Below are 26,476 nucleotides of genomic sequence, written 5' to 3'. Positions count from 1 at the left end.
AAATATCAATGTATTAATTTCACAAGCTTCCATCCTTTCGTTATGCTGTTGAGTAATGTGAATTTTTTATGAGAGTTGCTATGTTACCTTTACTTCGTATCTTATTAATTGAGCAAGATCCTGCCACCTTAAAAGAGCTTTCAACGAACCTAGCAAGAACAATCCCTAACTTTGAACGTACTGATGTTGATATCGAGATTGTTGAGTGCATTGAGCTCAAGCAGGCGTTGAATTATGTAGAGGAAGATGGTGATATTCAAGCTGTAGTGCTTAGTTGGGATGTATTAAATAATGGCGAACGCACCTATAGTCGCTTTATCGAGCAATTAAAAGGCATCCGTCTTGAACTGCCAGTCTATGTTATCGGTGACGATACGAAAGGCTTGGAAATAGTCAACGAGTCTGAAGAAATTGAATCTTTCTTTTTTAAAGACGAGGTCATTTCAGACCCTGAAGCAATCTTGGGCTATATGATCAATGACTTTGATGACAGATCAGAAACCCCATTTTGGACCGCTTACCGTCGTTATGTAAGTGAATCGAACGATTCATGGCACACACCTGGGCACAGTGGCGGTGCTAGCTTTAGAAACTCTCCCTATATTAAAGACTTTTATCAGTTTTATGGCCGTAATGTGTTTGTTGGCGACTTGTCTGTTTCTGTCGATTCGCTTGGCTCATTGTCAGACAGTACCAACACTATAGGCCGCTCTCAAGAATCAGCAGCGGCGACATTTGAAGTAAAACATACCTACTTTGTTACCAACGGCTCCTCTACTTCAAATAAAATTATTTTGCAAACTTTGCTACGTAAAGGCGATAAGGTGATAATAGACCGAAACTGCCATAAGTCAGTGCATTATGGCATTTTGCAATCGGCTAGTTTACCTATCTACTTGTCGAGTATTTTGAATCCTAAATATGGTATCTTCGCACCACCGTCACTGGCTGACATTAAGCAAGCAATTGAACAAAATACCGATGCTAAATTATTGGTTTTAACAGGCTGTACTTACGATGGCCTGCTTAGCGATTTAAAGCAAGTGGTTGAATTTGCGCATCAGCACGGTATTAAAGTGTTTATCGACGAAGCCTGGTTTGCTTATTCACTTTTTCACCCGAGTTTACGCCACTACTCGGCGATTAATGCTGGCGCGGACTATGTTACCCATTCGGCACATAAAGTGGTTTCAGCGTTCTCTCAAGCATCTTATATTCATGTTAACGATCCTGATTTTGATGCCGATTTCTTTCGTGAGATCTACAGTATTTACGCCAGTACCTCGCCAAAATATCAGCTCATTGCTTCGCTAGATGTATGCCAAAAACAATTAGAAATGGAAGGTTATAAATTACTGAATGCCCTACTGAATCACGTTGCAGAATTTAAGCAACAAATGGCTTCCCTAAAACATATAAAAGTGCTCGATAAGCAAGATTTCATGGATATATTCCCACATTTTCGTGGCGATAACATGGGCCACGACCCACTAAAAATTCTTATAGATATTAGTGAGCTACCTTATTCATTAAAGGATATTCATAAATTCCTATTAGATGAAATTGGCCTTGAAATTGAAAAGTATACTCACAGTACTATCTTAGTTTTACTAACTCTTGGCGGTACACGCTCAAAGATCATTCGTCTTTACAATGCACTGAAAAAACTCGACAGTGGTAAAGTGAAGCTAGCCACCACAATGAGGCGCACTCGCTTACCAGAAAACTTACCTGCTATAGACTTGGCTTGTATCCCAAGTGATGCGTTCTATGGTGAACGTGAATCTGTGCCGATTAGTAAAAGTAACAACCGAATCTGTGCCGGATTAGTGACGCCTTACCCTCCTGGTATCCCACTGTTAGTCCCGGGGCAACATATCACTAATGAGCATATCGAATATCTTAAAGAGTTGGCGGGACAAGGTCTGACAATCCAAGGGAGTTTTGATGGCGAAATCTATGTACTGAAAGGTAAAGTGAAAAGCTAAACGTACGCTTATATCTCAAATACCTCATTGTTATGCAGCAATAGCTCTCCCATTGCTGCATATCATTACCTTCTTTATACCAAAGCTTAGTTATTAATTTTACAGCATGGACTTTGCGATTTGTCTCAATGCTACTGTGCAAGCAATCGAAATAACTTATAATCCATTTTTGATAATTTTAACGCGCAGCCTTATACCACACTGCGTTATTAGAATTGTGCGAATTTAAAGACAAGAAAGAGGATGCTAAAAATGCGCTTATTACACACAATGCTTCGCGTTGCTGATTTAGACAAATCAATTGAATTTTATACGCAGGTATTAGGTATGAAAGAGCTGCGTCGTGCAGACAATGAAGAGTACCGCTACACCCTTGCTTTTGTCGGTTATGGTGATGAAAAAGATTCGACAGTGCTTGAGCTTACTTATAACTGGGATACAGACAGCTATGATTTAGGTAATGCATACGGTCATATTGCTATTGAGTTTGATGATATTTATAAAGCTTGCGAAGACATTAAAGCTGCTGGCGGTAATGTGAGTCGTGAGCCGGGTCCTGTTAAAGGCGGCACAACTGAAATCGCGTTTGTTAAAGACCCAGATGGTTATGCGATTGAGTTAATTCAGAAAAAAGATAACAACACTTTTTGATTGATAGTGGCTATTTCAGCAATTGCTGAGATAGCCACTTTGCGAGTACTTTTTCCAGTTCAGTAAAATTAATTGGCTTTGCGATATGGTCGCTGATACCAATTTTTGAACTTCTTTCGATATCGTCTTTCATTGCATTGGCACTGACTGCAATAATTGGTGTATTAAAACCTGACCTTGCTAATAAATTTTCACTGGCAGTTAAACCATCCATCACCGGCATTTGGATATCCATTAAAATCAGTGCATAGTCTTTTGTTAGGGTTTTCTCACACGCAATTTGTCCATTTTCGGCCAATTCATAACTTAGACCTAATTGAGTTAAATACTTAGTGATAACAATTTGGTTAATTGGGTTATCTTCGGCAATTAATATAGGCTTATCGACTGAGTTAAAATCAAATTGAGAGTCTTTATCTAACTGATCCACTTTAGCGCTTACACCTTCTGGATATAGCGTTTTAAAACTGACATTAACCGTAAACTCGGTTCCTTTGCCAAGCTCACTAATTATCGCTATATTCCCTGCCATTAAATCAATCATCCCTTTACTAATTGCAAGCCCAAGGCCTGTACCGCCATATTCACGGGTGATATTACTTTGCGCCTGAACAAATGGATTAAACAGTGCTTTAATTTTATCTTCTGCGATACCAATTCCGGAATCTTTTACAGAAAACTCAACGTCTGTGACGCGTTCGTCTCTATTTAGCAAAGTAAGTGAGAGTACAATTTCCCCTTGGTTAGTGAACTTAACTGCATTCGAAAGCAAATTAATAAGCACTTGTTTAACACGTATTTCATCACACTCAACGATCAAAGATTGTATTGAGGGGACATCTAGATTGCAGCGAATCCCTTTGTTATCACAACTAGGCTTGAATAATAAAATAAGGTCACGACAAAGCGCGACTAAATCACATTCACGCGACTCTAGCTCTATTTTTTTTGCCTCTATTTTTGAAAAATCAAGAATGTCATTAATAACGGTCAATAAAACATCGCTGCAGTTATTAATTTGCCTAACGAACTCTGCTTGCTCTTGCGTTAATTCGCTTTTATTTAGTAACTGTAAAAAGCCCACGATACCATTCATTGGAGTGCGTATTTCATGGCTCATATTCGCTAAGAATTGGCTTTTAACTTGCTCAGAACGCTCAGCCCGATGTTTTTCTAGCTGCAAAGAAGTAATTTGAATATCAATGGTTTCAGCCATGCTATTTAGCGACTCAGCAATATCTTTAAACTCTTGGTAGTGAAAGTCGTCAGTATTTTGTTTGTAATTCCCTAACGCATACTCGCGGCTAAGGGCAGTTATACGATTCAGCGGGTTATGAAGTCGCGCAGTCAGCCAACGGACGAGAATAAATGAAATAACAGAGAGTCCAAAAATTAGTAGTCCTGCTAATACGGCTGTTTGTTTAACGGCGCTGGTGTAACTTGTTTTGGTTTCGTTAATTTGAAACTGTAAGTTCGTTGGTTTGCCTTCGAAGTAAACATTATTAATCGTTGCTTGCCCCATTAGTTTCCCATTTTCGCCCGCATCACCCAAACTAAACAAAATATTTTTTTCTGCTGTGATTTGTACTTGCTTGCCTTCTTGATAAACTGGCTGCTCATTATGTATTGCAAGCCACTTTAACGCTTCGGATAAGGGGACAAAAGACACTAATACGCCCGTTTTGATAATTGGCTCGCTCAGTGAATCTTGCTCATGGAGCAGTGTTGATGTAATAGCCAACAAGGCATTTTGTTTTGCTTGTGCAGGAACAAACAACTCACTCACTTGGGGGTTATCAATAATTTGAATTGTGTTCTGTTGTGTCGATGTTTGGGCGCTATCGAGAATGCTTTTTGTGAGCTTATAGTTCAAATTTAAAGAGGTAATAGGATAACCCTCAACTATAAACCCTTGGTTATCAATAACAATTGCAGCTTTGATTTGCGGGTTTTGGGCGACAAACTCCTGTAGCTGTACTAGCGCGAACTGTGAGTATACAACTTTATTAGGCAATTCAGTAATCGCCTTGATACTACTAAGTAATTGGCTGTTTTTCTCAAGCTTAAATAATAGTTGCTCAAGACTAGCCGCATTATTTCTGGCTTGCCACTGTAAACTAGTGTTTGCCTGATCAATCGAGCTTAAATAGAAACGCCCTGTCATCAAACCTGCAAGTATCAATAAAGGTATAATTACCAGAAGTAAAACACTGATAAACAAGGCGCGACTAAAGCGTGGACTGCTCATTCATCCCCTTCATTGGCAATCGAACGCTCTGCCAACCCTTGCATAAAAAACCCCGCTTGCTCAGCAGTTAAGGCTCCACTCCCATAGCGAATAAAACCTTTATTTAATACTTCCCATACAATGATCATAGATGGCGTTGATAGCATAGGTTTTGTGAATTGCATAGCATCAATTAAGGTTGATAACCATGAACCTTGTTGTGCTTTTAGCTTATTTAAAACCTCTGTATTGATAGGAATATCTTGGAGCTGTTGCCAAATCATTGTTTGGAACTTTTCTGCTTGAACCAATTTAGCAAATTTGAATAAGTTTTCTTTATTTGCACCATTTAGGCCATCATTTGGAAACGCCAGTACAAAAGTAGAGTAATAAGGCTGCATATACTCACCATTGAGTTTCGGTAACTGTTGCATCCCTAAATTATCACCAAGCGCCTGATCATAAGTTTTTAATGCCCATGCACCATCAATAGTAAATGCGGCTTGCTGCGCTTTAAATGCGTTATTTGAACAAGTGTAATCGCACTGTCTATCAACGAGGTTTTGTTTACTTAAATCCCAAACAAATTTGAGAGCAGATTGCATTGCAGGCGTGTTTAGCTGAGCTTTATTATCTACAATTAGATCACCATTAAAAGCCGATAAAAACGGAATAAACCAGTACATCTCCATAAAACTCCATGTAACTAGTTTAACCTCTTCAGGCAAGGATGATTTAAAGCTATATATATCCTGCCAATTTTCTATTGGCTCTTTAACGTACTGCTTATTATAAAAAAGTAGCAGGTGATTACCTTGAATAATGGGAATACCCAAGAGCTGATTGTTTAGCTTAGCAGTGTCTAAGGTTCGCTTATCTGTAGTGTCAGCAATGAGTGAGCTTGGAATAACACTGTAGTTGGCATATTTATCAAGACCTAAATGATCTGCAGGCACAATAATAACGTCTGTTGAGGTGCTGGTACTGGTGTTTTGTACCAGTCTTACTTTTAGAGCTTTTTGATCAACCGACACAGAATTAACCGTCAAACCACTTTGCTCAGCGAGTGTGCTTAACAGTTGATCAAAATGCTCATGTTTCATGGTATGGGCTAGGTTTATCTTTGCCGCATAGCTATCAAATGTAACTATTAGCATCACTACCCAAAATACTTGCCACACGCTAAGGTTTGCTCATAAATAATGAAAATTATATTTTAGTTAAGCACATATGCCGTACATTGCCTAGCTTAATCAAGGGTTTTCTTGAACCTAAGTGCAGCCATAGCCAAGCCTAAAATAGTAAAGATCAAAAGCCAAATTAAGTCACTGCTCATACTCATTAGATTGACATCTTTTAGTACTATTCCTCTTATTAGCCTTAAATAGTGCGTTGCTGGTAAGCATTCAGCAAGCCACTGCGCCGCCATAGGCATTCCTTCATAGGGAAATACAAAACCAGACAATAAAATGGAAGGTAACAGAATAAAAATAGTCATTTGCATTGCTTGAAGCTGGTTTTTAGCGATGGTCGAGAGCACTAAACCTAGCACTAAACTGGCGCATATAAAGGCAAATGTTGCGACAACCAGTGCCATTAAACCACCGCCAAAAGGAATATGAAATAATATCTTGCCCATTCCTAATATAATAAATAACTGAATAAAACCAATGAAGATATAAGGCACCACTTTACCTATCATCAACTCAAGTGAGCTTAAAGGTAAGGTTATTAAGAGCTCCATATTGCCTCGCTCTTGCTCTTTAACAATTGCAGCAGAGGTAAACATAATCATGGTCATGGTCAAAATGACAGCTGCTAAACCTGGCACAATATTAACCGCAGAGCGCTGCTCAGGGTTATAAAATAAGGTTGTTTCAAAGGTAGGATAAGTTCTATTCGCGGGCTTATCGAGCAGCTCAGCAAGCGGCATGTTGCGAAGCGATTTAATGCTCGACGCTACCATTGTATCTGAGCCATCAACTAACCAATGCGCAATTGGCCTGACTAACGACTCATTACTACCATCTGGTAAACCAAAACCGACTGTTGGGTGTTGAGCAAGCCGGTTTGCTACATCGTGGGGTATAAAAAGCACGGCGCGCACTTTAGCACTGGCTATTGCTGTTTGTGCTTGCTCTATACTGTTATAGTAATCTGTCACTTTGACCACATTTGTGGCTGATACTGTTTGTACTAAAATGCGGCTGAGAGCAGTGTGACTATGATCGACTACTGCAACAGGGATATCCTTAACATTAGTGTTAATAGCATACCCAAATAGAATCAGCTGGATAAGGGGGATCATTACCACCATAGCAAATGTCATTCTATCACGGCGTAATTGTAATAACTCTTTGCTTACAATAGCTTTTATACGGCTTAAAGAGGTAACAATATTCATTGTCTGCCCTGCCCTGTACAAGTTACAAACACGTCCTCAAGGCTTGGGCGAACAATATTTACTTGCCACGTATCCTTACAAAATGATTGCTGTTTTATAAACTCAACGGGATCTTTAACATCTTTTTTCACTAATACTCGCAATTGTGCGCCTAACTGAGTCGCCGAGATAACTTGATCGATTGTTGCGAGCTGTTTTTTTAATTCTCTAGTTTGCGCCCCAGCTATTTCTACAACATAGGCATGCATGTCTGTCATTAATTGTTTTGGTGAGCCATCGGCGCGTTTAATACCGGATTCTAAAATTGCTAAACGATGACAGCGCTCCGCTTCATCCATGTAGTGAGTAGTGACTAATATTGTGGTACCGGCATTACTTAAATCAAAAAGTGTTTCCCAAAAGTCACGGCGATTTTGTGGATCGACTGCCGATGTTGGCTCATCAAGAAATAAAATTTTCGGTTTATTGATCACTGCAGCAGCCAATGCCAAGCGCTGCCTTTGGCCCCCACTCATACTTCCGGCCATTTGTTCCGCTCTTTGATCAAGACCGTAGGTATGGAGCAATTCATCAATTCTTTGTTGTTTTTGCCGCTTTTTTAAAGGGTAAAGCGCAGCCATGAACTGGAGGTTTTCAAGTACAGTTAAGTCGCTATAAAGTGAAAACTTTTGAGTCATATAACCAAGTTGTGTTCTCAGCTTTTCTGCATCTTTTGGCAGGCTCAAGCCAAGCACATTGATATCACCGGCGGTTGGCTTCAATAAACCCGTAAGCATACGTATTGCAGTCGTTTTGCCACAACCATTGGGGCCTAAAAAGCCATAAATTTGGCCTTGCTGAACGTCTAGATCAAGGTTATCAATCGCTGTTAAATCGCCAAATTGTTTTATCAAGCCTTTGGCATGGATCACCGACTCAGTCATGGCATAACCACTTGGGCAGGTACGCCTGTTGGTAAGTTATTCTCAGTTGCAGGTAGTGTTACCTCAGCAAGATACATTAAACGCGCGCGCTCTTCCTGATTAAGGGCATAAAAAGGAGTGAAAGCAGGCTCTGTGGCGATCCAAGTAAGTTCGCCTTCAATCTCTTGATCTATGCCGTCTACGCGAACCATGAGCCTCATGCCCTGTTTGAGCTTGGCGCGATATGGTTCTGGGATATATACGCGTGCGTATGGTGCGCTGTTCGCTTGAATAATAACCACAGGGCTTCCTTTAGTAACTCGCTCACCTACATGCCAAGGCAAATTATCGACTCTGCCGGAACGCATCGCTTTAATTGTCAGATCTGAAAGATATTTTTGTTGTACTTTTAGCTCAGCTTCTGCGGCTTGAACTTGCGCCTTTGCACTATTAATATCTTCGACACGAGAGCCATTTGTTAGCTCTTTTAGGTTCTGCTTTGCTGATTCTAAATTTGCAAAAGTTTCATCCCGTGCGGCTGTTGCGCTGTCTAAGGTTTCTTGGCTTGCGAGCTTATCTTTAACTAACGTTTTTGCTCGGCGAAAATTAGCTTCGCTTTGTGTGTATGCAGCATTTGCCGCTGCTACTTTGGCTGATGTCGCAGCAACCTCTTCTGGGCGAGCACCATTTAAAGTTTTTTCAAGAAATGCTGTTGCTTGAGCTAGTTGCGCTTGAGCTTTGGCTACAATGGCTTGTTGAAGCTCAGCATCGAACTGTGCAATTACCTGCCCTTTTTCAACTAACTGACCTGCTGAGACGGGTAAATCAATCAGTACTTCGTTAGTCGTTGCAGGATGGATCACACGTTCACGCTCAAGAGTCCCTAGCGCTACTCCCTCATTAGAGTCTGAACAAGCTGAAATAACTAAAGAAATAAATATGAGTACAACACGTTTAGCTAACATTTTAATTTCCTTACGGTTAGCTGATGAGTTGCTAAATACTATAAAGTAATAAAATGTTCAGTAAAAGTGTTCTGTAAAAATTGATTTTTTAGAAATTAAAAAAATAATATCGCAGAGATATGTTGGAGAGTTAAAGCGATGAAATTCTAGATATGTTTATCTAACCATTTGAAGTTAGATTACAAGGTGATTATTCCTACTTAACATAAGATTATGTCAATATGTGGCATCGCGCTAAGAGATTAGTACTCTTGATAACGTCTTGCATAGATTGTTCGGAGTTCACCGAACTGCTACACATAACCTACTTAAGTAAGTGGCGTCCCCAAGGGGATTCGAACCCCTGTTACCGCCGTGAAAGGGCGGTGTCCTAGGCCTCTAGACGATGGGGACGCAGAAATTGCTTTGCAAATCACCGATTTGCTATTTCTGTGTAAGATGAGACCGAGCCTGCGAGGCGAATGGCCTTAGCTTAAACAGAAAGTTTCTGTGTCACTAGGACAACTGAATAATTAGACTCGATTCAGACGAGTGTTAATAACACAGCACTTTTAGTAAGTGGCGTCCCCAAGGGGATTCGAACCCCTGTTACCGCCGTGAAAGGGCGGTGTCCTAGGCCTCTAGACGATGGGGACACATAATGTGTCACTAGGACAACTGAATAATTAGACTCGATTCAGACGAGTGTTAATAACACAGCACTTTTAGTAAGTGGCGTCCCCAAGGGGATTCGAACCCCTGTTACCGCCGTGAAAGGGCGGTGTCCTAGGCCTCTAGACGATGGGGACACATAATGTGTCACTAGGACAACTGAATAGTTAGACTCGATTCAGACGAGTTTTAATAACACAACACTTTTAGTAAGTGGCGTCCCCAAGGGGATTCGAACCCCTGTTACCGCCGTGAAAGGGCGGTGTCCTAGGCCTCTAGACGATGGGGACACATAATGTGTCACTAGGACAACTGAATAGTTAGACTCGATTCAGACGAGTGTTAATAACACAGCACTTTTAGTAAGTGGCGTCCCCAAGGGGATTCGAACCCCTGTTACCGCCGTGAAAGGGCGGTGTCCTAGGCCTCTAGACGATGGGGACACATAATGTGTCACTAGGACAACTGAATAGTTAGACTCGATTCAGACGAGTTTTAATAACACAACATTTTTAGTAAGTGGCGTCCCCAAGAGATTCGTACTCTTGATAAAGTCTTGCATAGATTGCGCGGTGTTCACCGCCCCACTACACATAACCTACTTAAATAAGTGGCGTCCCCAAGGGGATTCGAACCCCTGTTACCGCCGTGAAAGGGCGGTGTCCTAGGCCTCTAGACGATGGGGACACATAATGTGTCACTAGGACATTAAATGATAGTTTGACTCATATCGGAGTTAAGGTTACTAAATTAACATGTAAGTACTCGAGACTAACATATTTATTTTCTTGGCAATTGCTCACTTACTTGAAGTAAGTGGCGTCCCCAAGGGGATTCGAACCCCTGTTACCGCCGTGAAAGGGCGGTGTCCTAGGCCTCTAGACGATGGGGACGCAGAAAACTGCAACCCTAGGACAAACACTATGCAAATCTGGTGGAGCTATGCGGGATCGAACCGCAGACCTCTTCGCTGCCAGCGAAGCGCTCTCCCAGCTGAGCTATAGCCCCGACTTGCATACACACCACCAATTAATGTTGGCTGTGTATCGCTGAGTGCGGGGCGCATTCTATGCAGCCCCCCAAATAAAGTCAACAGTTTTTTATCTAAGTTTATTTAAATGATTTAAATTTCAACAAGCTGACTAAATATCAATCCGTTACGGAGGTGTTTTAAACAAAGTGCTATCAAATTCGCTATTTTGAGCTACTTGCAGTACTGGTTTCTCATTTAAAGGCTTCCTGCCTTTAAACTTGCTTATTTAAATAAGGTATACATTTATATGCAAAACAAAGATCGCTACCTAAAGCTTTAAATAAAGAAACTAAGCGTACCCTATGTTGTTTTTTAATATACAAAATAGGTCGCTTTTAACTGATGCAAACTTATTGATACGAAGAAACTGCTATAAAGCTTTACTGTTTTCATATCACTTCGATCATTTTACTAAGGTCATAGAGCTATAGATCAACTTATAAATACAAGGTTATGAATATAAATTGCATATTTGTTCACCAAAAAATGCTTAAATGCCATGTCATTGTTTATAAAAGCTGCATCTAACACATTTTTACTCATTCAAGTGTTGACACATTTACAACTCTATCTATAATAGCGCCCCACAACAACGCAGCAATGAGTTGTTTTAGATATGGGTCGTTAGCTCAGTTGGGAGAGCATCGCCCTTACAAGGCGAGGGTCACTGGTTCAAGTCCAGTACGACCCACCATTATTCACTAATGGTGTTCATATCTAAATTCTTAATGGGTCGTTAGCTCAGTTGGGAGAGCATCGCCCTTACAAGGCGAGGGTCACTGGTTCAAGTCCAGTACGACCCACCATTAAGAAATAGGGCTGCATGTAATATGGGTCGTTAGCTCAGTTGGGAGAGCATCGCCCTTACAAGGCGAGGGTCACTGGTTCAAGTCCAGTACGACCCACCATTATTCACTAATGGTGTTCATATTACAAAAAATCTAAATGGGTCGTTAGCTCAGTTGGGAGAGCATCGCCCTTACAAGGCGAGGGTCACTGGTTCAAGTCCAGTACGACCCACCATTAAACACATTTTAGTGGTGTTCTCATTTAGATTAATCTTCGCGGGTCGTTAGCTCAGTTGGGAGAGCATCGCCCTTACAAGGCGAGGGTCACTGGTTCAAGTCCAGTACGACCCACCATTTTCACCGATGGTAAGCGAAGAAAAAGATTATATGGGTCGTTAGCTCAGTTGGGAGAGCATCGCCCTTACAAGGCGAGGGTCACTGGTTCAAGTCCAGTACGACCCACCATTTAATCTTTAAGCCACTAGGCAATTTATATGTGGGTCGTTAGCTCAGTTGGGAGAGCATCGCCCTTACAAGGCGAGGGTCACTGGTTCAAGTCCAGTACGACCCACCACATATAAACACTTCATTAAATATATTTCCTTATTTACCCTTAGCTTTCAAAAGCATCGCCACCATTAACAAAACACAGGCTCGATGGTTCTAGTCCAGTACGACCCACCACATATAGACACTTCATTAAATATATTTCCTTATTTTACCCTTAGCTTTCAAAAGCATCGCCACCATTAACAAAACACAGGCTCGATGGTTCTAGTCCAGTACGACCCACCACATATAAACCTCTAGTATCTAGTTCCTTTTATCTGACATTTGAGATTTAAACTCTAATACCAACCTCCCCCACTATTGATATAGCCTAAAAGTAAATTTTAAATCGCTGCAAAAGCTGTAATTTGCCTTGTCAGCAGCTAGACTGTTTATTATAGTCGTTGTTAATGTCACTTAGTCGCAAGTCCAATGCCTGCAAAGATTTTTTCGAAAGCCAAAATTTTAATAGTTGAAGAGCAGCCTCTTGCTCAAAGCTATATGAAACAATCCTTAGAAGGGTTGGGCTTTCGTCAATTGCGTTTTGCAGAGCATGCCATTGCAGCAAAAGAACAATGTCAAATTGAGCAATTTGACCTCATCGTTTGTTCATTTAACTTAAGTAAACATCAAGATGGCTATCAGCTTTATGAAGAGCTGAAAATGAAGCGCCTTATTAAAAACTCCACGGGCTTCATTTTTATCTCAGCTGAAACAAGTGGTTCTTTGGTCCACAGTGTGCTTGAGCTACAACCAGATGATTTCTTAGTTAAACCCTTTACAATTAACGAATTAAAAAATCGTATTGAAAAAGTGTTATTACGCAAAAGTAACCTACATCAAATTTATCAACTTATTGATGATGGGAATGACTCCAAAGCAATTAAACAAATTGATACCTTGCTGCAAAACAAAGGTAATAGTTACAGCGCCATTCTATTGAGATTAAAAGGTGATGCCCTACTTCGCCTCAAACGCTTTGAAGATGCAAAAACATTCTTTAAATCAGTGCTCGATATTCAAAAATTCACATGGGCAAAAGTAGGTTTAGTAGAAGCACTCATTGCCAATAATGAACACACACTTGCACATCGTATGCTGAAGACAATGTTGCAGCGCAGTGAAACTCGACTCGTTGCTCTTGATTTACTCGGTCGATTAGAAATAAAGCTGCATAAGTTTGATGAGGCTCAGCAGTTTTTTAGTCAAGCTGTTGAAATTGCGCCACGTAATATTGACCGTCAAAAAACCTTGAGTCATGTATCGTTACTTAATCACGACTACGAAAAGAATTATCTAACTCAAAAAGACATTGCTAGTTACGCAAAGCACTCTATTCACGACAACCCTGATGTGTATTTAAATGCGGCTCGTGCCGGTATTGATTTTGCTTTAACTACAGATCAGACTGATCAAGTTAATCGAATATCAAGACAGACAAACCAATACTTGAGTGATTTAAAAAAACAATTTCCTAATAGTAATAACCAAACACAGATTGACGTTCTCAATGCGCGTTTGCATTACTTAAAGGATGAACATCAAAAGGCCAAAGCACTCATCAATCAACTGGATGAAAGTGACAGCCAAATTCGTTCGGTAGATGGAGCCCTCGATAAAGCGAAAGCGTTTCATGAATTGGGCTTCCACCACAAAGCACAAACATTGTTTAACCAAATTATCAATCACTGTGAACGTCACCCATCAATAAGCGATCCGGTTTATTTACGTTATATTCAACAGCAACAAACTGAGCGGCGTGATATTAAGTTAGGTCCAAAAGAGCTCAATAACCACGCTGTGACGCAGTTTAATAAAGGCCAGCTAAATACTGCACTTGAAGCATTCACACAGGCATTTAGAATAATGCCAAAAAATGCCAGCATCGCCTTAAATTTACTGCAGTGTTTATTCGATACAAATAACCAAGGCCAATCATTTAATTTAGCACTCGCGAAAAAATGTTTTGCCTTGTTAGATGCTCAAACATTAGAAGATGAACAAGCAATCCGTTTTGAAAAAATTAAAGCACAGGCTGCAAAATTAAAAATTAAACTTGCAGAGTAACTTCTTTATGGCGTTTCGTTTGTTAAAACTTAAAAATCTCCCCCTCAGCGTTGCGCTTTTGGTTTTTTGTCAATGTAGCTTTGCCTCTGCAACGTTACAACATTGGCAGCAAGCAACTATAAATTGGCAAAGTGAAGCGGGTAGCCATATAAATATCTTGGCTGACGAGCAACCCGCATTTATGGCTTTAAAACCCTACATTCCTTTGTTTGAAAAGCTAACAGGAATTTCTGTTGGTTTTCATGCCTTAGAACAATCGCAAATGCGTGCTCGTCGACATCAAGATTTAAGCGAAGCCACAGGTCTTTATGATGTACTGCCTATGGGAATCACATTTTTAGGTGAAGCTCAAAGCCAAGGCTGGGTTGACCCTTTACAGCCATACATTGAAAACCCTAGACTTACAGACAAAGCGTGGTATCAGTTAGAAGATATTAGTGAGCGTAGCCTAGCCCTTTGTAAGATCGACGATACACTATATTCGTTACCGTTTGATTTTTCTGCGCCGATATATTTTTACCGTAAAGATCTTTTCGAGCGCTTCAACCTAGAAGTACCCAATACCTACGAACAACTGCAAGCGACTAAAATTAAGCTGCAAAAGGCTATTGACCGCACCCCTTCTTTGAATGGTATGCACGCATTTGCCTCACGCACACTGCCGGGGGCAGGATTAAACACCTGGACAGTCTTACCTATTATGCGAGCTTATGGTGCTGAGGTTATCAATAAGCAAGGTCAATCTGTTTTCGGTAGTCCTCAGACAGCAAAAAGCTTACAAGTGTATCGTGATCTAGTCACGGGGTTCGGCACCCCTGATAACAGCCGCTTACTTCACTTTTATGAAATTCGTCGCCTTTTTAAAGAAGGCCAACTTGCCTCGGCCTTTTTGGCCTCTCATTTTTATAATGAAATAGATACCGCAGAAGAGTCTGATATTTGGAATAAATGGGAGGCCGCCCCCTTGCCTGCTGGCCCAATAGCCCGAGAAACATCGCCATGGGCATGGGCGTTCGCGATAAATAGCAAATCAAATGAAAAACATGCTGCATGGTTATTTATTCAATGGGCAACAAGTGAACAAACAGCCGCACTACTGAGTACCGGAGGTTCACCACCAAGGCAAAAGGTGTGGCACGAAAAACTATTTACTTTAGTAAACAAGCCTGGCTTTAATAAAACCATGTTATGGGTATTTGATCACGCAACTCCGGACCGCCTGCAGTCTGGTATGGTCGAGTTTCCTGTTATTGGCAAAATTATCTCGCAAACCTTTAGCCAAATTTTCTATGGTGCAGATATAAAGCAATCTATTAAAGCTGCTGACGAAAAAATAAACACTAATATGCAAGCGCTAAAAGTACGGAGCAATATTCAGCAATGAGAATTAGTATTGCCCATAAAATTTTAATGATCATCGGCTTTACCATTACCCTTATTTTAGGGGCAAGTACGTCTTTGCATGTTATGGAGCTAAAAGAACAAACACTTTTGAACATGAGTGAAAAAGCTGACGCTATTGTCTCACCCATGTTGTCAGAAATAAAAAGCTTAACTAAAGACAATACGGTAGGAAGTTGGGTACTTAAAATTCAGGGATTAACATTAAAAAATATTCTAAAAAATAATACCTTTGATGACTTACAGACGATTTACTTTATCGATCAAAATAACTTTATTGCTGCCCATCCTGATAACAGTAAAGTTGATACCCTTGAAACTAACCAAATGCTATTAAAGCAGCTTAATCCAAAGCAAAATACCATTGTAGCTATGGAGCAACAATATGCTGTTGCTGTACCAATTAGCAACTTTCAGGGCGAAAATATCGGTTATGTTATTGTGAGCTTTTCAGATAAAGACTTAGCATTAAAAACTAAATCTATCATTAGTAATGCTGTGTCACTATTTGCAATCTACCTTTTAACTGCACTCATCATCGCCTACATCATTATTCGCCGTATTATCTTGCAGCCAATTGATCAGCTTGTTGAGTTTTCTCATGCTGTGACCACTGGTGATCTAAACTGCCCTATTAACATAAAAAGCCAAGATGAGATTGGCACCCTTGCCAGTGGCTTTAAAATGATGCGTGCTGCGGTTAGGCAACAGATTAACAGCATGCATGAACAACATAGTTTACTCGAAGATACCGTTGCTAAACGTACCCAAGAGTATCTTGATGCTAAAGAGCAAGCTGAGCAATCAAATCAGGCTAAAAGCCGCTTTTTAGCCAATATGTCCCATGAACTTAGAACTCCGCTTAATGCAGTGTTAGGCTTCAGCCAGTTACTGCAAGATAGCGAAACAGATAAAAATAAACGTCGTTACTTAGAAGCAATTTCAATCTCGGGTAATTCCCTACTTAATGTACTAAATGACATTCTAGATTTATCAAAAATTGATGCTGGTAAGATGCAACTCGATATTGAGCGCGTAGAAATTCCTAAAATGTGCCATGAACTCAATATGATGTTTTTACAACTCAGTGCACAAAAAGATCTCGACTTACAAATAAGCTCTCATCCCGAGTTAACAACCCCTGTATTACTTGATAGCAATAAAGTGCGCCAAGTACTAACCAACTTAATCAGTAATGCCATTAAGTTCACTGCACAAGGCAGTGTTAAAGTGTATTTCGATTTTAAAGCCCACGATGACAACAGCAATATCGACATATGTATTCATGTTAAAGACACAGGTAAAGGTATTCCTAAAGATCAACAAGATCTTATTTTTAATGATTTTGAACAAGTACAAGGCCAACGTAGTTCTGAGTTTGGCGGAACCGGATTAGGTCTAGCTATTTCTTTGCGCTTTATCAAGCTAATGGGTGGTGATTTATCAGTGATAAGCGAAAAAGGCCGAGGTAGTGAATTTATTGTATCGTTACCAAACGTTGAATTGGCCGAATCAAAAACCGAAGTTGAGCATCGTAATTACCCTGCCATTTCAAGCTATCATTTTAATCCTGCACGTATTTTAATTGTTGATGATATCCCTTATAACCGAGACTATTTAGAGTCCTTCTTATCACGCTGGAGCTTTACTATAGATACAGCTATCAACGGAGAAGATGCGCTTAATAAAATGGAGCAACATCAACCTGACTTGATCATTATGGATTTAAAAATGCCCGTAATGGGCGGTTTAGAGGCAAGTCAATTAATTCGTAGTGATGATCGCTTTAAACATATTCCAATCATTGCAGTTACAGCGTCAACGCTAAAAGATGATAAGGCGCAATCGAATATTTTGACAGACTACATTATTAGTAAGCCAATTTACCGCGAGCACCTTATTTTTATCATCGCTCAATATTTAGATTAGTCACGTTTTTTCATCGCTATGGCATTCATACAATAACGTAAACCAGTTGGTGGTGGACCGTCAGGGAAGACATGGCCCAAATGCGCGTCGCAAACATTGCAAATAGCTTCTATTCGTTGCATACCATGACTAGAATCAGCCACATAAGCAATACTTTCAAGACTGCTAGGCTGTGTAAACGAAGGCCAGCCGGTGCCACTATCGAACTTTTCATCGCCGTCAAACAATAAATTGTCACAACAGGCACACGCATATTGACCAGGTTCAAATAATGTACATGAATCAGAGCTGTGCGGGCGTTCTGTGCCTTTTAAGCGAGTAACATAAAATGTGTCTTGTTCGAGCTCAGCTTGCCACTCAGATGGCGACTTCTCGACTCGACGTGGAGGTGTTGGGTTACCATTATGGGCAAACTCTAGAATATCTTGCCAAGTTAACATAGTGTTCCCTCAGGGTTGAATACAACAGTTGCACAGTACAACACAAGCACTGCAATGGGCAAGCAACATTAGTTTAATTGTAAACGGATATCTATTTTAGAACGCTCGCGCTCAGAGAGTAGTTGCTCTAAATGACTTTTAATTATATCGCTGCGAACACTTAATATTGCGGTTGATTTCTGCTCATTGATATCAGTTACATGGATGATACCTTCACCAATTTCAATCTGCTTTATTTGGCCAATTAATACAAACTCAGCTTTGCGTTTGAAATCGAATAAACCCGCTAAGCTTATTAGTGCTAGCTGATTCACATCACGTTTTAATAAGTCAGTAATGGGATTGCGTGCTACAAATAACGGCGTAACTCGATAAAGGCTTGATAGGGTTATAAAACCCCATAACATCACAAACAACGAGAATGCAGCACTGTGCCAAAGTGGTGTAAATACCCATAAAGCAATTAAAACGAGCGCGATTGCGAATGATATTTTTGCTAAAAGCTTATTAATTACCAGCATTGTGCTGCCCTATTTTTTCTCTATTGGATCTGGCCAATCATTAAAAAAAACTGATAGATATCTGCTTTTTAATAAATATAACAGCACCCATAACACCAGTACCATTTGGCTGGCTAAAAACAACGAAAACTGATAATGGCTGTGCGCTGCCTGATAGGTTAACCAGCTTAAATCTGTAATTGCACACAGAATTAATGGCCAGCGCATAAACCGCCAAATAGACGCTAAACGTTTTGCACTTATGGCGTTTTCTTGTGGCCTGCGTAAGCAAAAGATCACTGCCGGTAATAAGGCAATCGCAGCAATCGCAATTGCTGTAAAGAAATCGCTTTTAGCTTTAAAAAACAGCGACATTATATCTAAATCAGGGCGGCGACTCAGCGCCGCTATTATCCAGATAAAATAACTTCGCAAAAGCACTAGTAAGGTTAAATGAAACGCTAATGGGGTACGATAAGCACCGTGTTTATCCCAGTATTCTGGACCGTAGCGATTCATATTTGGTTCTTCTTATCGGCAATGATGCCAAGTACAAAAAACGCAGCCGTAAGTGTAAGCGCCAGCCATTTAACACCGAGTAGCAGTAGCAACTTACTTAAAAATGGAGTTACAAACACCACAAGTAAGCCCATACCAAACCCTGTGACCAACACAAAGCAAAGCACGCGAATAATAAAGTGACGACGCGCTACAAAGCGCTTGGTCACTTTAATAATATCATTTGCATACAAGGACAAAAAGCACACCACCAGCAATAATGAAATATTGTAAAGGTGTGGTTGCAGCCAGCTGCCGATTGTTAAAGCAACTGACGACAATGCCTGCAATAAACTATCCATTGTGCTCACTTAAAAGTGCAATAAGATCAGCCTCAGTTAACACATCAATACCTAAGTCTTGTGCTTTGGTTAATTTTGAGCCCGCTTTTTCACCCGCAATCAGCGCATCTGTTTTCGCCGAAACACTACCCGACACTTTTGCACCTAACGCTTGTAAACGTGCTTTTGCATCATTACGGTTAAGCTCGCTCAATGTGCCGGTCAGTACGTAAGTTAAGCCAGCTAATGGCTGCGAATCGGCACTTGGAGCCGTTAACTCTGGCCAATGAATACCTTGTTCAATTAGCGCATTAACCACGTCCATATTGTGCTCTTCGCTAAAGAAGCCACGAACGTGCTTGGCAACAATTTCACCTACGTCGCTTACTTCAGTTAACGCATCAACGCTTGCTTGAGTAATTTTTTCTAGCGTTAAAAAGTGGTTAGCTAAGTTTTGCGCTGTTGCTTCACCCACTTCACGAATACCTAACGAATATAAGAATTTAGCTAAGGTTGTTTGTTTAGCATCTTGTAGTGCGTTTACTAAGTTCTTAGCAGATTTAGGGCCCATTCGCTCTAGGGATTCAAAATGCCCTTGTTTTAGGATAAATAAGTCAGCAGGCGTTTTAATAAGCTCTCGATCTACAAGCTGGTCAACAATCTTATCGCCTAAGCCATCGACATCAAGCGCTTTACGTGACGCAAAGTGCTTAATTGCTTGCTTACGCTGCGCTTGGCAAACTAAGCCACCTGTACAACGAGCAACCGCTTCACCTTCAATGCGTTCCACATGTGAGTCACAAATTGGGCAAGTAGCAGGAAATTCAATGTCTTTAGCATCGTCAGGGCGACGTTCAAGTACAACTTGGGTAATTTGCGGAATAACATCACCCGCACGACGTATAATCACGGTATCGCCAATTTTAACGCCTAAACGGGCAATTTCATCGCCGTTATGAAGCGTTGCATTAGACACTGTAACGCCCCCCACAAATACTGGCTCTAGTCGTGCAACTGGTGTAATTGCGCCAGTGCGACCTACCTGAAACTCAACATCAAGTAATTGTGTGATTTCTTCTTGTGCGGGAAACTTAAAGGCAATTGCCCAGCGTGGTGCACGTGCCACAAAGCCTAAACGCTCTTGTAGCTTTTTGTCGTTTACTTTGATAACAACACCGTCAATTTCGTAGGCAAGATCACTACGACGCGTCAAGATGTCTTGATAATAATCAAGAGCAGCTTGCTGTCCTTCAACGAGTTTTGTTTCTGGACACAGAGGTAACCCCCAATCAGTAAGTTTAGCAAGCTGTTGATAATGATCTTCTGGTAGCTGCCCATCCGCAACAAGCCCAGTACTGTAGGCATAAAACATCAGTGGACGTTTTGCTGTTACTTTAGAATCAAGCTGGCGTAGGCTACCAGCAGCAGCATTACGCGGGTTTACAAACACCTTGTCGCCGCGTTTTTCAGCTTCACTATTAAGCTTGGCAAAACCAGCGCTATCCATAAATACTTCACCGCGTACTTCTAGTTCTGCGGGGAAGTCATCGCCACGTAACTTCAGCGGTACATTGCGAATCGTTTTTACATTCTGGGTGATATTTTCGCCCACCATGCCATCGCCACGAGTCGCGGCTTGTACTAAAACGCCATTACGATAAATAATTGATACCGCTAAACCATCAAGCTTTGGCTCACAGCAAAAGGTTAGCTCTTTGTTATCCATTACACGTTCTTTTATACGACGATTAAAGGCAGCAAACTCTTCTTCTGAAAAAGCATTATCAAGTGACAGCATAGGCACTTGGTGAGTTACTTGTTCAAACTTATCAAGTGCAGCGCCACCGACTTTTTGCGTGGGTGAATCTGGGCTTTGAAACTCAGGATTCGCTTGCTCAAGCGCACTTAACTCACGCATTAGACGGTCATATTCAGCATCAGGAATGCTTGGTGCATCCAGCACATAGTAATTATGGTTATGCTCTTCTAACTGGGCACGTAGTTGGCTAATTTGCTCAAAGATAGGGCTGGACATGAAAACCTCAAAAATCTACATAAAAAAAGCCACTTAGACGACTTAACGCCAAGTGGCCTAATACTTATCATCTGTGCGTGCGATTAAGCTGAAAAGCTGCGAACTTTCTCAACATACTCACGAACGCTTTCAACCGTCATTTCTTCACGGTTGCTATCTAAAATAGTTGCGCCAAATTCATCGGCTAACTTTTTAGCTGCACTATGCAACATATTAAATGCACTTAGACCATCACCATCACATGGAAGGGTCATAAATAAGCTAATTCCCGCCGTGCTAAATTGTTCCATATTATCAATATCGAACGTGCCAGGGTTATACATATTCACTAAACGGAATAAAACAGGACCAGTGCCTGCTGGGTCTAAATGACGGTTAAAGAAACCTTCTTCAGAGTACTTAAAACCTAACATATTAACAGCTGGTAATAGTTGGCTGCCAGCCATGGTTAAGCCTTCTGGCATTTGCAAATGCACAATAATGAAATCACTTGGTCCTTGAGCATCTGCTTGCTCTTGATCTGTTTCTTCTTGCTGAATCTCAGTTTCTTCAACCACTTCTTCTGAAACAACAGGTTCATCGTGACTTTCTGCTGAAAAGCTTAAATCACCAAACTCTGGTTCATCACGCTCTTGTGACATTGCTTTCGTTGGTTCTTGAACTTCACTGGTTGTTTCAGTTGGTTCAACCCGTTCCACTGAAGGCGCATCTGGACTGTCCTTTTTTCGCACCGACCATAAGCCGTGAATTAATAAACCACCAATGACAAATACACTGATTACGATTAAAGCCCATCTTAATTCTTCGGCCATCCCCTCACCTTTATTATTTGATATGCCTAATTAAATTTTATGCTTGTGCCATTTGCACAGCTTGTTCTATATCTACAGCCACCATACGAGATACGCCTGGCTCAGCCATAGTTACACCAGTCAACCTGCCTGCCATTTCCATAGCAATTTTGTTATGACTAATATAAATAAATTGTACTGATTGTGACATCTCTTCTACCAAACGGCAAAAACGACCCACGTTCGCATCATCCAATGGTGCATCCACTTCATCTAGCATACAGAATGGAGCTGGATTGAGCCTGAATATTGAAAACACCAATGATAATGCGGTCAGCGCTTTTTCTCCACCACTAAGCAGGTGAATTGTCGAATTTTTCTTTCCTGGTGGTCTAGCCATGATGCTCACCCCACTTTCAAGTAGATCATCACTGGTCAATTCGAGGTAAGCACTGCCACCACCAAATACTTTCGGGAATAATTCCCCAAAGTCTGTATTTACTTGTTCAAACGTCGCCTTAAAACGGTTTTTTGTTTCTCGGTCTATTTTTTGAATCGCCCCTTCCAGGGTATTTAGCGCTTGCGTTAAATCATCAAGTTGCTGATTTAAATAATCGCTGCGTTGTTTAGCCTGCTCAAACTCATCAATTGCCGCTAAATTCACCGCGCCGAGCTCATTTAAAGCTTGTGTGGTTTTTGTCAGCCTAGTTTGCATGCTATTTAAATTGGCATTGTCAGGCAATTCTTCAAGTACTGTTTTTAAATTTTGTTCCAGTTCTGCAAGTGGCTCTAAAGCCGCTTGAGCTTTAACGATTAAACTTTGCTCATCCAGTGCTAATGCTTGCAACTGCTCTTGTAGCGTAACTAGCTCAGATTGCGATGATTTCAGCGCTGTTTGCTTATCAGCAAGCTCCTTTTTAGCTTGACTCAAGGCCGCTTGCAAGTTTTTCAGCTCAACATCACTTTGTTGATGCTTTTCAAGCAGTAGCATAATTTGCTCTGTCACCTCTTCAAGCGGGATCACTAATTCTTCTAGCTGCTCGTTGAGCTCTAATACCGCTTCACTCGCAGCATTTTGCGCTGCATTGGCGTGTTGCAATTTAGTTTCGCTAAGTTGACACTCACTGCGAGCTTTTTGCTCAGCCAAGTTTGCTTGATGCGCCTGAGTTTTATATTGCTCAAGCTGAGAAGCAACTTGGCGATAACGGTTATTTGCCTCAGTTTGCTGGTGTTTTGCTTGCTCTAACTCAATTTCAAGTTCTAATTGCTGCTCTAGCAATTGTTCAAGTAAACACTGCTGAGTTTGTTGCTGCTCATCAGCATTTTGCTTTTGCTCAGCCAATAAAGTTTGACGCTGCTGTAACTTTACAAGCTGGTTTTGCCACTGCGTTTGCTGCTCTAGCAACATGTCACGTCGCGTGCTGGCCGATGCTATCTGCTGAGCCGCTTGGTGAATTCGCTCTCTGTATTGCTCTTTGTCAGCGATAAGCGTTTTCTTATGTGCTAGATGCTCATTTAGCAATTGCTGCTTTGTTTCTAATTGCTCGTTGAGTTCTTCATCTAACTGCTGTGCATCACTGAGCTGGGCATGCTTTAAAAGCAATGAATTATCGGCGTCTTTATTGGCATTAGAGTGAAAGTTACGCCCATGAATATGGCCTTCTTCATCAATAACAGCTAACCAAAAAGGATCCGCTAAAATAGCTTCATCAAAATGGGGTTGAAAAGCAAACCGTGCTAATAAATCAGGGTAAACACCCGTTTCGATATAATTAGCTAATGACTCTTTTGGTAACGCAGCACTATCAGTCGCAGGCCAAACACTGTTAGCCTCTTTATGTTGATTCACCTTTAGATGCTCTAGACCTAGCAGAGCTTGCTCAACTAAAGGCTCAAAGCCAGAAGTAACTTTTAACTGCGCTAATAAAGAGACACTCCCGCTGTCAGTTTGCTCTACTAGCAAGGAATTAAGCGCAGCAATGCTGGCTCTATTTTCATTACTGTGCTGTTGAACCCGTCTAAAATCCTGTTCTAAGTGCTGTTGCTCTTTATCAGCTTGTTCTAGATTCTGAGTTAGCTTATTCAGCGCACTTTGCTGCTGCGCAAGTTCTTTTGTCAATGTTTGAATATGCTGTTGCTGCTCAGCAATTTGTGCTGCAACTGGGGTGGCTTCAAGCTCACTAATTTCAGCGGCGAGTTGTGCCTGCTGAGATTCAAGTTGTGCAAGTGTCTGTGCAAAATGCCTTAGCTGACTTTTTGCGACAGTAATATCACTGCTATGAGCTTGATTTTTCTGTAATACGCTTTGATATTGCTCATTAGCACTTTGCGTGCTTTGCTGTTGCAAAGCAACTTGTTCTTCAACCTCTGCTACTTGCTCAGCGCACAACAAACTTTGCTCAATCGCTTCTTGTAGCTGCTCTTGTAAAATGGCGGCTGAGGCGTGTTGCTCTTCTTGCAGCTCTTTATTTTGTAACTGCAGTTGTTGCTGTTTGATAAGGTTTTGGCTAAGTGTTTGCTGTTGCTGCTTTAAGCTGATCTGTTGCTGCTCTTTGCGCGTCAAATCAGTGTGTGTTTGATGCTGAGCCTGCTGTGCGTCTTGCAGTTTTTGCTGCTCAAGCTGCACCTGATTTTCAAGACTTGCTAATACATCATCATGGCCAGAATGCGCTTCTTTAAAGAACTTGATTTGCTCTTTAAGTTTATTAATTTGCTCAGCTTTCTCGATTTGTTGTTGGTGTAACTTCTGCCACTTTAAAACCGCAATTTGCCCTTTTAAGGTGCGCTCAGTGGCTTTTAGCTCTCGGTATTTTTTAGCATCGACTGATTGCACCGCAAGCTTATCAAGCTGTGTTTGTAATTCCTGTCTTACATCAAGTAAACGTTCAAGGTTTTCGCGGGTACTTTTAATGCGGGTTTGCGTTTCACGTCGACGCTCTTTGTATTTTGAAACCCCCGCGGCTTCCTCTAAAAAAACACGTAAATCAGCCGGTTTGCTCTCAATTAAACGCGAGATCATGCCCTGCTCAATAATCGCATAGCTGCGCGGGCCAAGACCAGTGCCTAAAAAGATATCGGTAATATCACGCTTACGGCATTTACTGCCATTTAGGAAATAAATTGACTGGCCATCTCGCGTCACTAAACGCTTAATCGCCACTTGGTTTCGATCAGCAAAGGTATTTGGAAGGTGACCACTAGTGTTATCAAAAACTAATTCAACAGAGGCTTGCGAAATAGGTTTTCGATTAGTAGAGCCATTAAAAATAACATCGGTCATGGCATCGCCACGTAAGTTTTTAGCTGAGCTTTCACCTAGCACCCAACGCACTGCATCGATGACATTTGATTTGCCACAGCCGTTCGGGCCGACAACACACGTCATCTGATCAGGAAATGGGATCTTAGTGGGTTCAACAAACGATTTGAAACCCGCTAATTTTATGGTGCTTAAGCGCATCTAATTGTTTTACCGATTTTTATTGTTATTCTTCAATTTAACCCATTTTAGGGTAAAAGGTTAAGCGTGGCGTTTAAAATTATCTAAAATAATACCCGTTGCCATGGCTACATTAAGCGATTCTGCTTGGCCATAAGCCGGAATGGTTATTTTATCAGTAACTAAGCTTTCGCAATCAGCACGTATACCATGAGATTCACTGCCCATAAGTAATACGGCATCTTGCTTAAGAGCAGTTTTGTGAATGTTCTCACCTTCTAAAAATGCACCATACACAGGAAGATTTAAGCTAGGTAAGTAACTGGTTAAGTCGGTTTGTGAGACACACACGCGAGCAAATGAGCCCATGGTTGCGCTAATAGTTTTCGGGTTATAAGCATCCGCACTGTCTGTGCTGGTAACAATATGCTTAATACCATACCAATCAGCAACACGAATAATCGTTCCTAAATTCCCCGGATCCGACACACCATCAAGGGCTAAAATAAGTCCTGATGTTGGTAATGCTTGCTGACTTGGCATATCAACAACAGCAATGGCGGCGTTGTTACTAACGAGCGTACTGGCTTTAGTTAGGCTGTCTTCATCTGCTTCAATGACTTGATGGGCTGCAAGCGCAGATTGGTGCGCAGAAATAAATGCAGGGGTCGCAAAAATATGGGCAACACTTAAACCACTGTTTAGTAATTCAAGTACATTTTTTTCGCCTTGAACAAGGTACTGGTTATATTGCTTTCGGTATTTCTTTTGACCTAATGCACGAATTAGTTTCAGTTGGTTTTTTGAAATCATAACAGCCTCATAAAATGATGGTCTAGTATATCACCAAGGTCACAGATTCTGTACTCGAAAAACC

General features: G+C 41.0%; 18 protein-coding genes and 15 tRNA genes. 12 read left to right on the top strand and 21 right to left on the bottom strand.

The genetic code is table 11. The features are described 5' to 3' along the window. Positions 1-80: 80 nt before the first annotated feature. Positions 81-1,988, top strand: a complete 1,908-nt coding sequence (locus QUE86_RS13715; RefSeq protein WP_167659214.1) for an aminotransferase class V-fold PLP-dependent enzyme — start codon at positions 81-83, stop codon at positions 1,986-1,988. Positions 1,989-2,240: 252 nt separating this feature from the next. Continuing rightward, complete coding sequence (gloA, locus tag QUE86_RS13710; RefSeq protein WP_054553771.1) at positions 2,241-2,639, top strand: lactoylglutathione lyase; 399 nt, start codon at positions 2,241-2,243, stop codon at positions 2,637-2,639. A gap of 10 nt (positions 2,640-2,649) precedes the next feature. Here the strand turns inward: gloA and QUE86_RS13705 are convergent, their stop codons facing one another. The 13 genes from QUE86_RS13705 to QUE86_RS13645 form a co-directional block, all read right to left on the bottom strand. Continuing rightward, positions 2,650-4,887: an ATP-binding protein gene (locus tag QUE86_RS13705; protein WP_167659213.1), complete on the bottom strand. Its 2,238-nt coding sequence runs from the start codon at positions 4,885-4,887 to the stop codon at positions 2,650-2,652. Then, positions 4,884-6,023 carry a sugar ABC transporter substrate-binding protein gene (locus tag QUE86_RS13700; RefSeq protein ID WP_286257850.1) on the bottom strand — a complete coding sequence of 380 codons (1,140 nt, stop codon included), beginning with the start codon at positions 6,021-6,023 and terminating at the stop codon, positions 4,884-4,886. The genes QUE86_RS13705 and QUE86_RS13700 overlap by 4 nt, the downstream gene beginning before the upstream one ends. Positions 6,024-6,115: 92 nt before the next feature. Continuing rightward, positions 6,116-7,264 carry an ABC transporter permease gene (locus tag QUE86_RS13695; RefSeq protein WP_130052306.1) on the bottom strand — a complete coding sequence of 383 codons (1,149 nt, stop codon included), beginning with the start codon at positions 7,262-7,264 and terminating at the stop codon, positions 6,116-6,118. Between the two features lie 2 nt (positions 7,265-7,266). Continuing rightward, on the bottom strand, positions 7,267-8,193 hold the full coding sequence (locus tag QUE86_RS13690; protein WP_130051857.1) for an ABC transporter ATP-binding protein: 927 nt from the start codon (positions 8,191-8,193) through the stop codon (positions 7,267-7,269). Beyond that, a complete protein-coding gene (locus QUE86_RS13685; protein WP_167659210.1) occupies positions 8,190-9,137 on the bottom strand; it encodes an HlyD family secretion protein in 948 nt (315 codons plus the stop codon). Before QUE86_RS13685 ends, QUE86_RS13690 begins: the two co-directional genes overlap by 4 nt. A 317-nt stretch (positions 9,138-9,454) precedes the next feature. After that, a tRNA-Glu gene (locus tag QUE86_RS13680) sits at positions 9,455-9,530 on the bottom strand. Between the two features lie 166 nt (positions 9,531-9,696). Next, a tRNA-Glu gene (locus QUE86_RS13675) sits at positions 9,697-9,772 on the bottom strand. Between the two features lie 77 nt (positions 9,773-9,849). Continuing rightward, positions 9,850-9,925, bottom strand: a tRNA-Glu gene (locus tag QUE86_RS13670). Between the two features lie 77 nt (positions 9,926-10,002). Beyond that, positions 10,003-10,078, bottom strand: a tRNA-Glu gene (locus tag QUE86_RS13665). A gap of 77 nt (positions 10,079-10,155) precedes the next feature. After that, positions 10,156-10,231: transfer RNA gene (locus tag QUE86_RS13660), tRNA-Glu, on the bottom strand. A gap of 168 nt (positions 10,232-10,399) precedes the next feature. Then, positions 10,400-10,475 (bottom strand) — tRNA-Glu (locus QUE86_RS13655). A gap of 130 nt (positions 10,476-10,605) precedes the next feature. After that, positions 10,606-10,681, bottom strand: a tRNA-Glu gene (locus QUE86_RS13650). 39 nt (positions 10,682-10,720) lie between these two features. Continuing rightward, a tRNA-Ala gene (locus QUE86_RS13645) sits at positions 10,721-10,796 on the bottom strand. 643 nt (positions 10,797-11,439) lie between these two features. Between QUE86_RS13645 and QUE86_RS13640 the strand changes: the two genes are divergently transcribed. The 10 genes from QUE86_RS13640 to QUE86_RS13595 all read left to right on the top strand — a co-directional run bounded on the left by QUE86_RS13640 (position 11,440) and on the right by QUE86_RS13595 (position 17,555). Then, a tRNA-Val gene (locus tag QUE86_RS13640) sits at positions 11,440-11,515 on the top strand. 36 nt (positions 11,516-11,551) lie between these two features. Continuing rightward, positions 11,552-11,627: transfer RNA gene (locus QUE86_RS13635), tRNA-Val, on the top strand. A gap of 26 nt (positions 11,628-11,653) precedes the next feature. Continuing rightward, positions 11,654-11,729, top strand: a tRNA-Val gene (locus tag QUE86_RS13630). A 39-nt stretch (positions 11,730-11,768) separates the two neighbouring features. Next, a tRNA-Val gene (locus QUE86_RS13625) sits at positions 11,769-11,844 on the top strand. A 43-nt stretch (positions 11,845-11,887) separates the two neighbouring features. Continuing rightward, positions 11,888-11,963, top strand: a tRNA-Val gene (locus tag QUE86_RS13620). Between the two features lie 35 nt (positions 11,964-11,998). Further along, a tRNA-Val gene (locus QUE86_RS13615) sits at positions 11,999-12,074 on the top strand. Between the two features lie 33 nt (positions 12,075-12,107). Next, positions 12,108-12,183 (top strand) — tRNA-Val (locus QUE86_RS13610). Positions 12,184-12,590: 407 nt separating this feature from the next. Continuing rightward, positions 12,591-14,225, top strand: a complete 1,635-nt coding sequence (locus tag QUE86_RS13605; protein ID WP_286257840.1) for a response regulator — start codon at positions 12,591-12,593, stop codon at positions 14,223-14,225. Between the two features lie 7 nt (positions 14,226-14,232). Further along, entirely contained in the window at positions 14,233-15,609 is a 1,377-nt protein-coding gene (locus tag QUE86_RS13600) for an ABC transporter substrate-binding protein (RefSeq protein ID WP_250661864.1), read from the top strand. Beyond that, on the top strand, positions 15,606-17,555 hold the full coding sequence (locus tag QUE86_RS13595) for an ATP-binding protein (RefSeq protein WP_167658507.1): 1,950 nt from the start codon (positions 15,606-15,608) through the stop codon (positions 17,553-17,555). The genes QUE86_RS13600 and QUE86_RS13595 overlap by 4 nt, the downstream gene beginning before the upstream one ends. Here the strand turns inward: QUE86_RS13595 and msrB are convergent. The 8 genes from msrB to QUE86_RS13555 all read right to left on the bottom strand — a co-directional run bounded on the left by msrB (position 17,552) and on the right by QUE86_RS13555 (position 26,412). Continuing rightward, positions 17,552-17,995, bottom strand: coding sequence for a peptide-methionine (R)-S-oxide reductase MsrB (msrB, locus tag QUE86_RS13590; RefSeq protein WP_167658506.1), 444 nt, complete (start codon positions 17,993-17,995; stop codon positions 17,552-17,554). The two genes, QUE86_RS13595 and msrB, sit on opposite strands and share 4 nt — an antisense overlap. Before the next feature lie 68 nt (positions 17,996-18,063). After that, entirely contained in the window at positions 18,064-18,516 is a 453-nt protein-coding gene (locus QUE86_RS13585) for a hypothetical protein (RefSeq protein WP_239977607.1), read from the bottom strand. A gap of 9 nt (positions 18,517-18,525) precedes the next feature. Then, positions 18,526-19,014, bottom strand: a complete 489-nt coding sequence (locus QUE86_RS13580; RefSeq protein WP_178926797.1) for a DUF2919 domain-containing protein — start codon at positions 19,012-19,014, stop codon at positions 18,526-18,528. Then, positions 19,011-19,355 (bottom strand): DUF3392 family protein, encoded by a 345-nt coding sequence (locus QUE86_RS13575; RefSeq protein WP_167658503.1) that lies wholly within the window; start codon positions 19,353-19,355, stop codon positions 19,011-19,013. The genes QUE86_RS13580 and QUE86_RS13575 overlap by 4 nt, the downstream gene beginning before the upstream one ends. Then, the gene (gene ligA, locus QUE86_RS13570; RefSeq protein ID WP_239977609.1) at positions 19,348-21,369 is read right to left on the bottom strand and encodes an NAD-dependent DNA ligase LigA; all 2,022 of its coding nucleotides are present in this window, start codon (positions 21,367-21,369) and stop codon (positions 19,348-19,350) included. The genes QUE86_RS13575 and ligA overlap by 8 nt, the downstream gene beginning before the upstream one ends. Before the next feature lie 83 nt (positions 21,370-21,452). Further along, on the bottom strand, positions 21,453-22,181 hold the full coding sequence (gene zipA, locus QUE86_RS13565; RefSeq protein ID WP_130051867.1) for a cell division protein ZipA: 729 nt from the start codon (positions 22,179-22,181) through the stop codon (positions 21,453-21,455). A gap of 37 nt (positions 22,182-22,218) precedes the next feature. Next, positions 22,219-25,620 carry a chromosome segregation SMC family protein gene (locus QUE86_RS13560; RefSeq protein ID WP_178926794.1) on the bottom strand — a complete coding sequence of 1,134 codons (3,402 nt, stop codon included), beginning with the start codon at positions 25,618-25,620 and terminating at the stop codon, positions 22,219-22,221. 60 nt (positions 25,621-25,680) lie between these two features. After that, positions 25,681-26,412 (bottom strand): RNA methyltransferase, encoded by a 732-nt coding sequence (locus QUE86_RS13555; RefSeq protein ID WP_178926793.1) that lies wholly within the window; start codon positions 26,410-26,412, stop codon positions 25,681-25,683. Between the last annotated feature and the right edge of the window lie 64 nt (positions 26,413-26,476).

It is taken from the genome of Pseudoalteromonas apostichopi, assembly GCF_030297135.1.
Lineage (GTDB): Bacteria > Pseudomonadota > Gammaproteobacteria > Enterobacterales > Alteromonadaceae > Pseudoalteromonas > Pseudoalteromonas apostichopi.
This window is presented reverse-complemented; position numbering and strand designations above follow the sequence as displayed.

Bases quoted from the DNA above. Each gene is read 5' to 3' on its own strand.
- zipA (WP_130051867.1), bottom strand. From the start codon at position 22,181: ATGGCCGAAGAATTAAGATGGGCTTTAATCGTAATCAGTGTATTTGTC.
- QUE86_RS13700 (WP_286257850.1), bottom strand. From the start codon at position 6,023: ATGCTAATAGTTACATTTGATAGCTATGCGGCAAAGATAAACCTAGCC.
- QUE86_RS13585 (WP_239977607.1), bottom strand. From the start codon at position 18,516: ATGCTGGTAATTAATAAGCTTTTAGCAAAAATATCATTCGCAATCGCG.
- QUE86_RS13605 (WP_286257840.1), top strand. From the start codon at position 12,591: ATGCCTGCAAAGATTTTTTCGAAAGCCAAAATTTTAATAGTTGAAGAG.
- gloA (WP_054553771.1), top strand. From the start codon at position 2,241: ATGCGCTTATTACACACAATGCTTCGCGTTGCTGATTTAGACAAATCA.
- msrB (WP_167658506.1), bottom strand. From the start codon at position 17,995: ATGTTAACTTGGCAAGATATTCTAGAGTTTGCCCATAATGGTAACCCA.
- QUE86_RS13580 (WP_178926797.1), bottom strand. From the start codon at position 19,014: ATGAATCGCTACGGTCCAGAATACTGGGATAAACACGGTGCTTATCGT.
- QUE86_RS13555 (WP_178926793.1), bottom strand. From the start codon at position 26,412: ATGATTTCAAAAAACCAACTGAAACTAATTCGTGCATTAGGTCAAAAG.
- QUE86_RS13715 (WP_167659214.1), top strand. From the start codon at position 81: ATGTTACCTTTACTTCGTATCTTATTAATTGAGCAAGATCCTGCCACC.
- ligA (WP_239977609.1), bottom strand. From the start codon at position 21,369: ATGTCCAGCCCTATCTTTGAGCAAATTAGCCAACTACGTGCCCAGTTA.
- QUE86_RS13690 (WP_130051857.1), bottom strand. From the start codon at position 8,193: ATGACTGAGTCGGTGATCCATGCCAAAGGCTTGATAAAACAATTTGGC.
- QUE86_RS13600 (WP_250661864.1), top strand. From the start codon at position 14,233: ATGGCGTTTCGTTTGTTAAAACTTAAAAATCTCCCCCTCAGCGTTGCG.
- QUE86_RS13705 (WP_167659213.1), bottom strand. From the start codon at position 4,887: ATGAGCAGTCCACGCTTTAGTCGCGCCTTGTTTATCAGTGTTTTACTT.
- QUE86_RS13560 (WP_178926794.1), bottom strand. From the start codon at position 25,620: ATGCGCTTAAGCACCATAAAATTAGCGGGTTTCAAATCGTTTGTTGAA.
- QUE86_RS13575 (WP_167658503.1), bottom strand. From the start codon at position 19,355: ATGGATAGTTTATTGCAGGCATTGTCGTCAGTTGCTTTAACAATCGGC.
- QUE86_RS13595 (WP_167658507.1), top strand. From the start codon at position 15,606: ATGAGAATTAGTATTGCCCATAAAATTTTAATGATCATCGGCTTTACC.
- QUE86_RS13685 (WP_167659210.1), bottom strand. From the start codon at position 9,137: ATGTTAGCTAAACGTGTTGTACTCATATTTATTTCTTTAGTTATTTCA.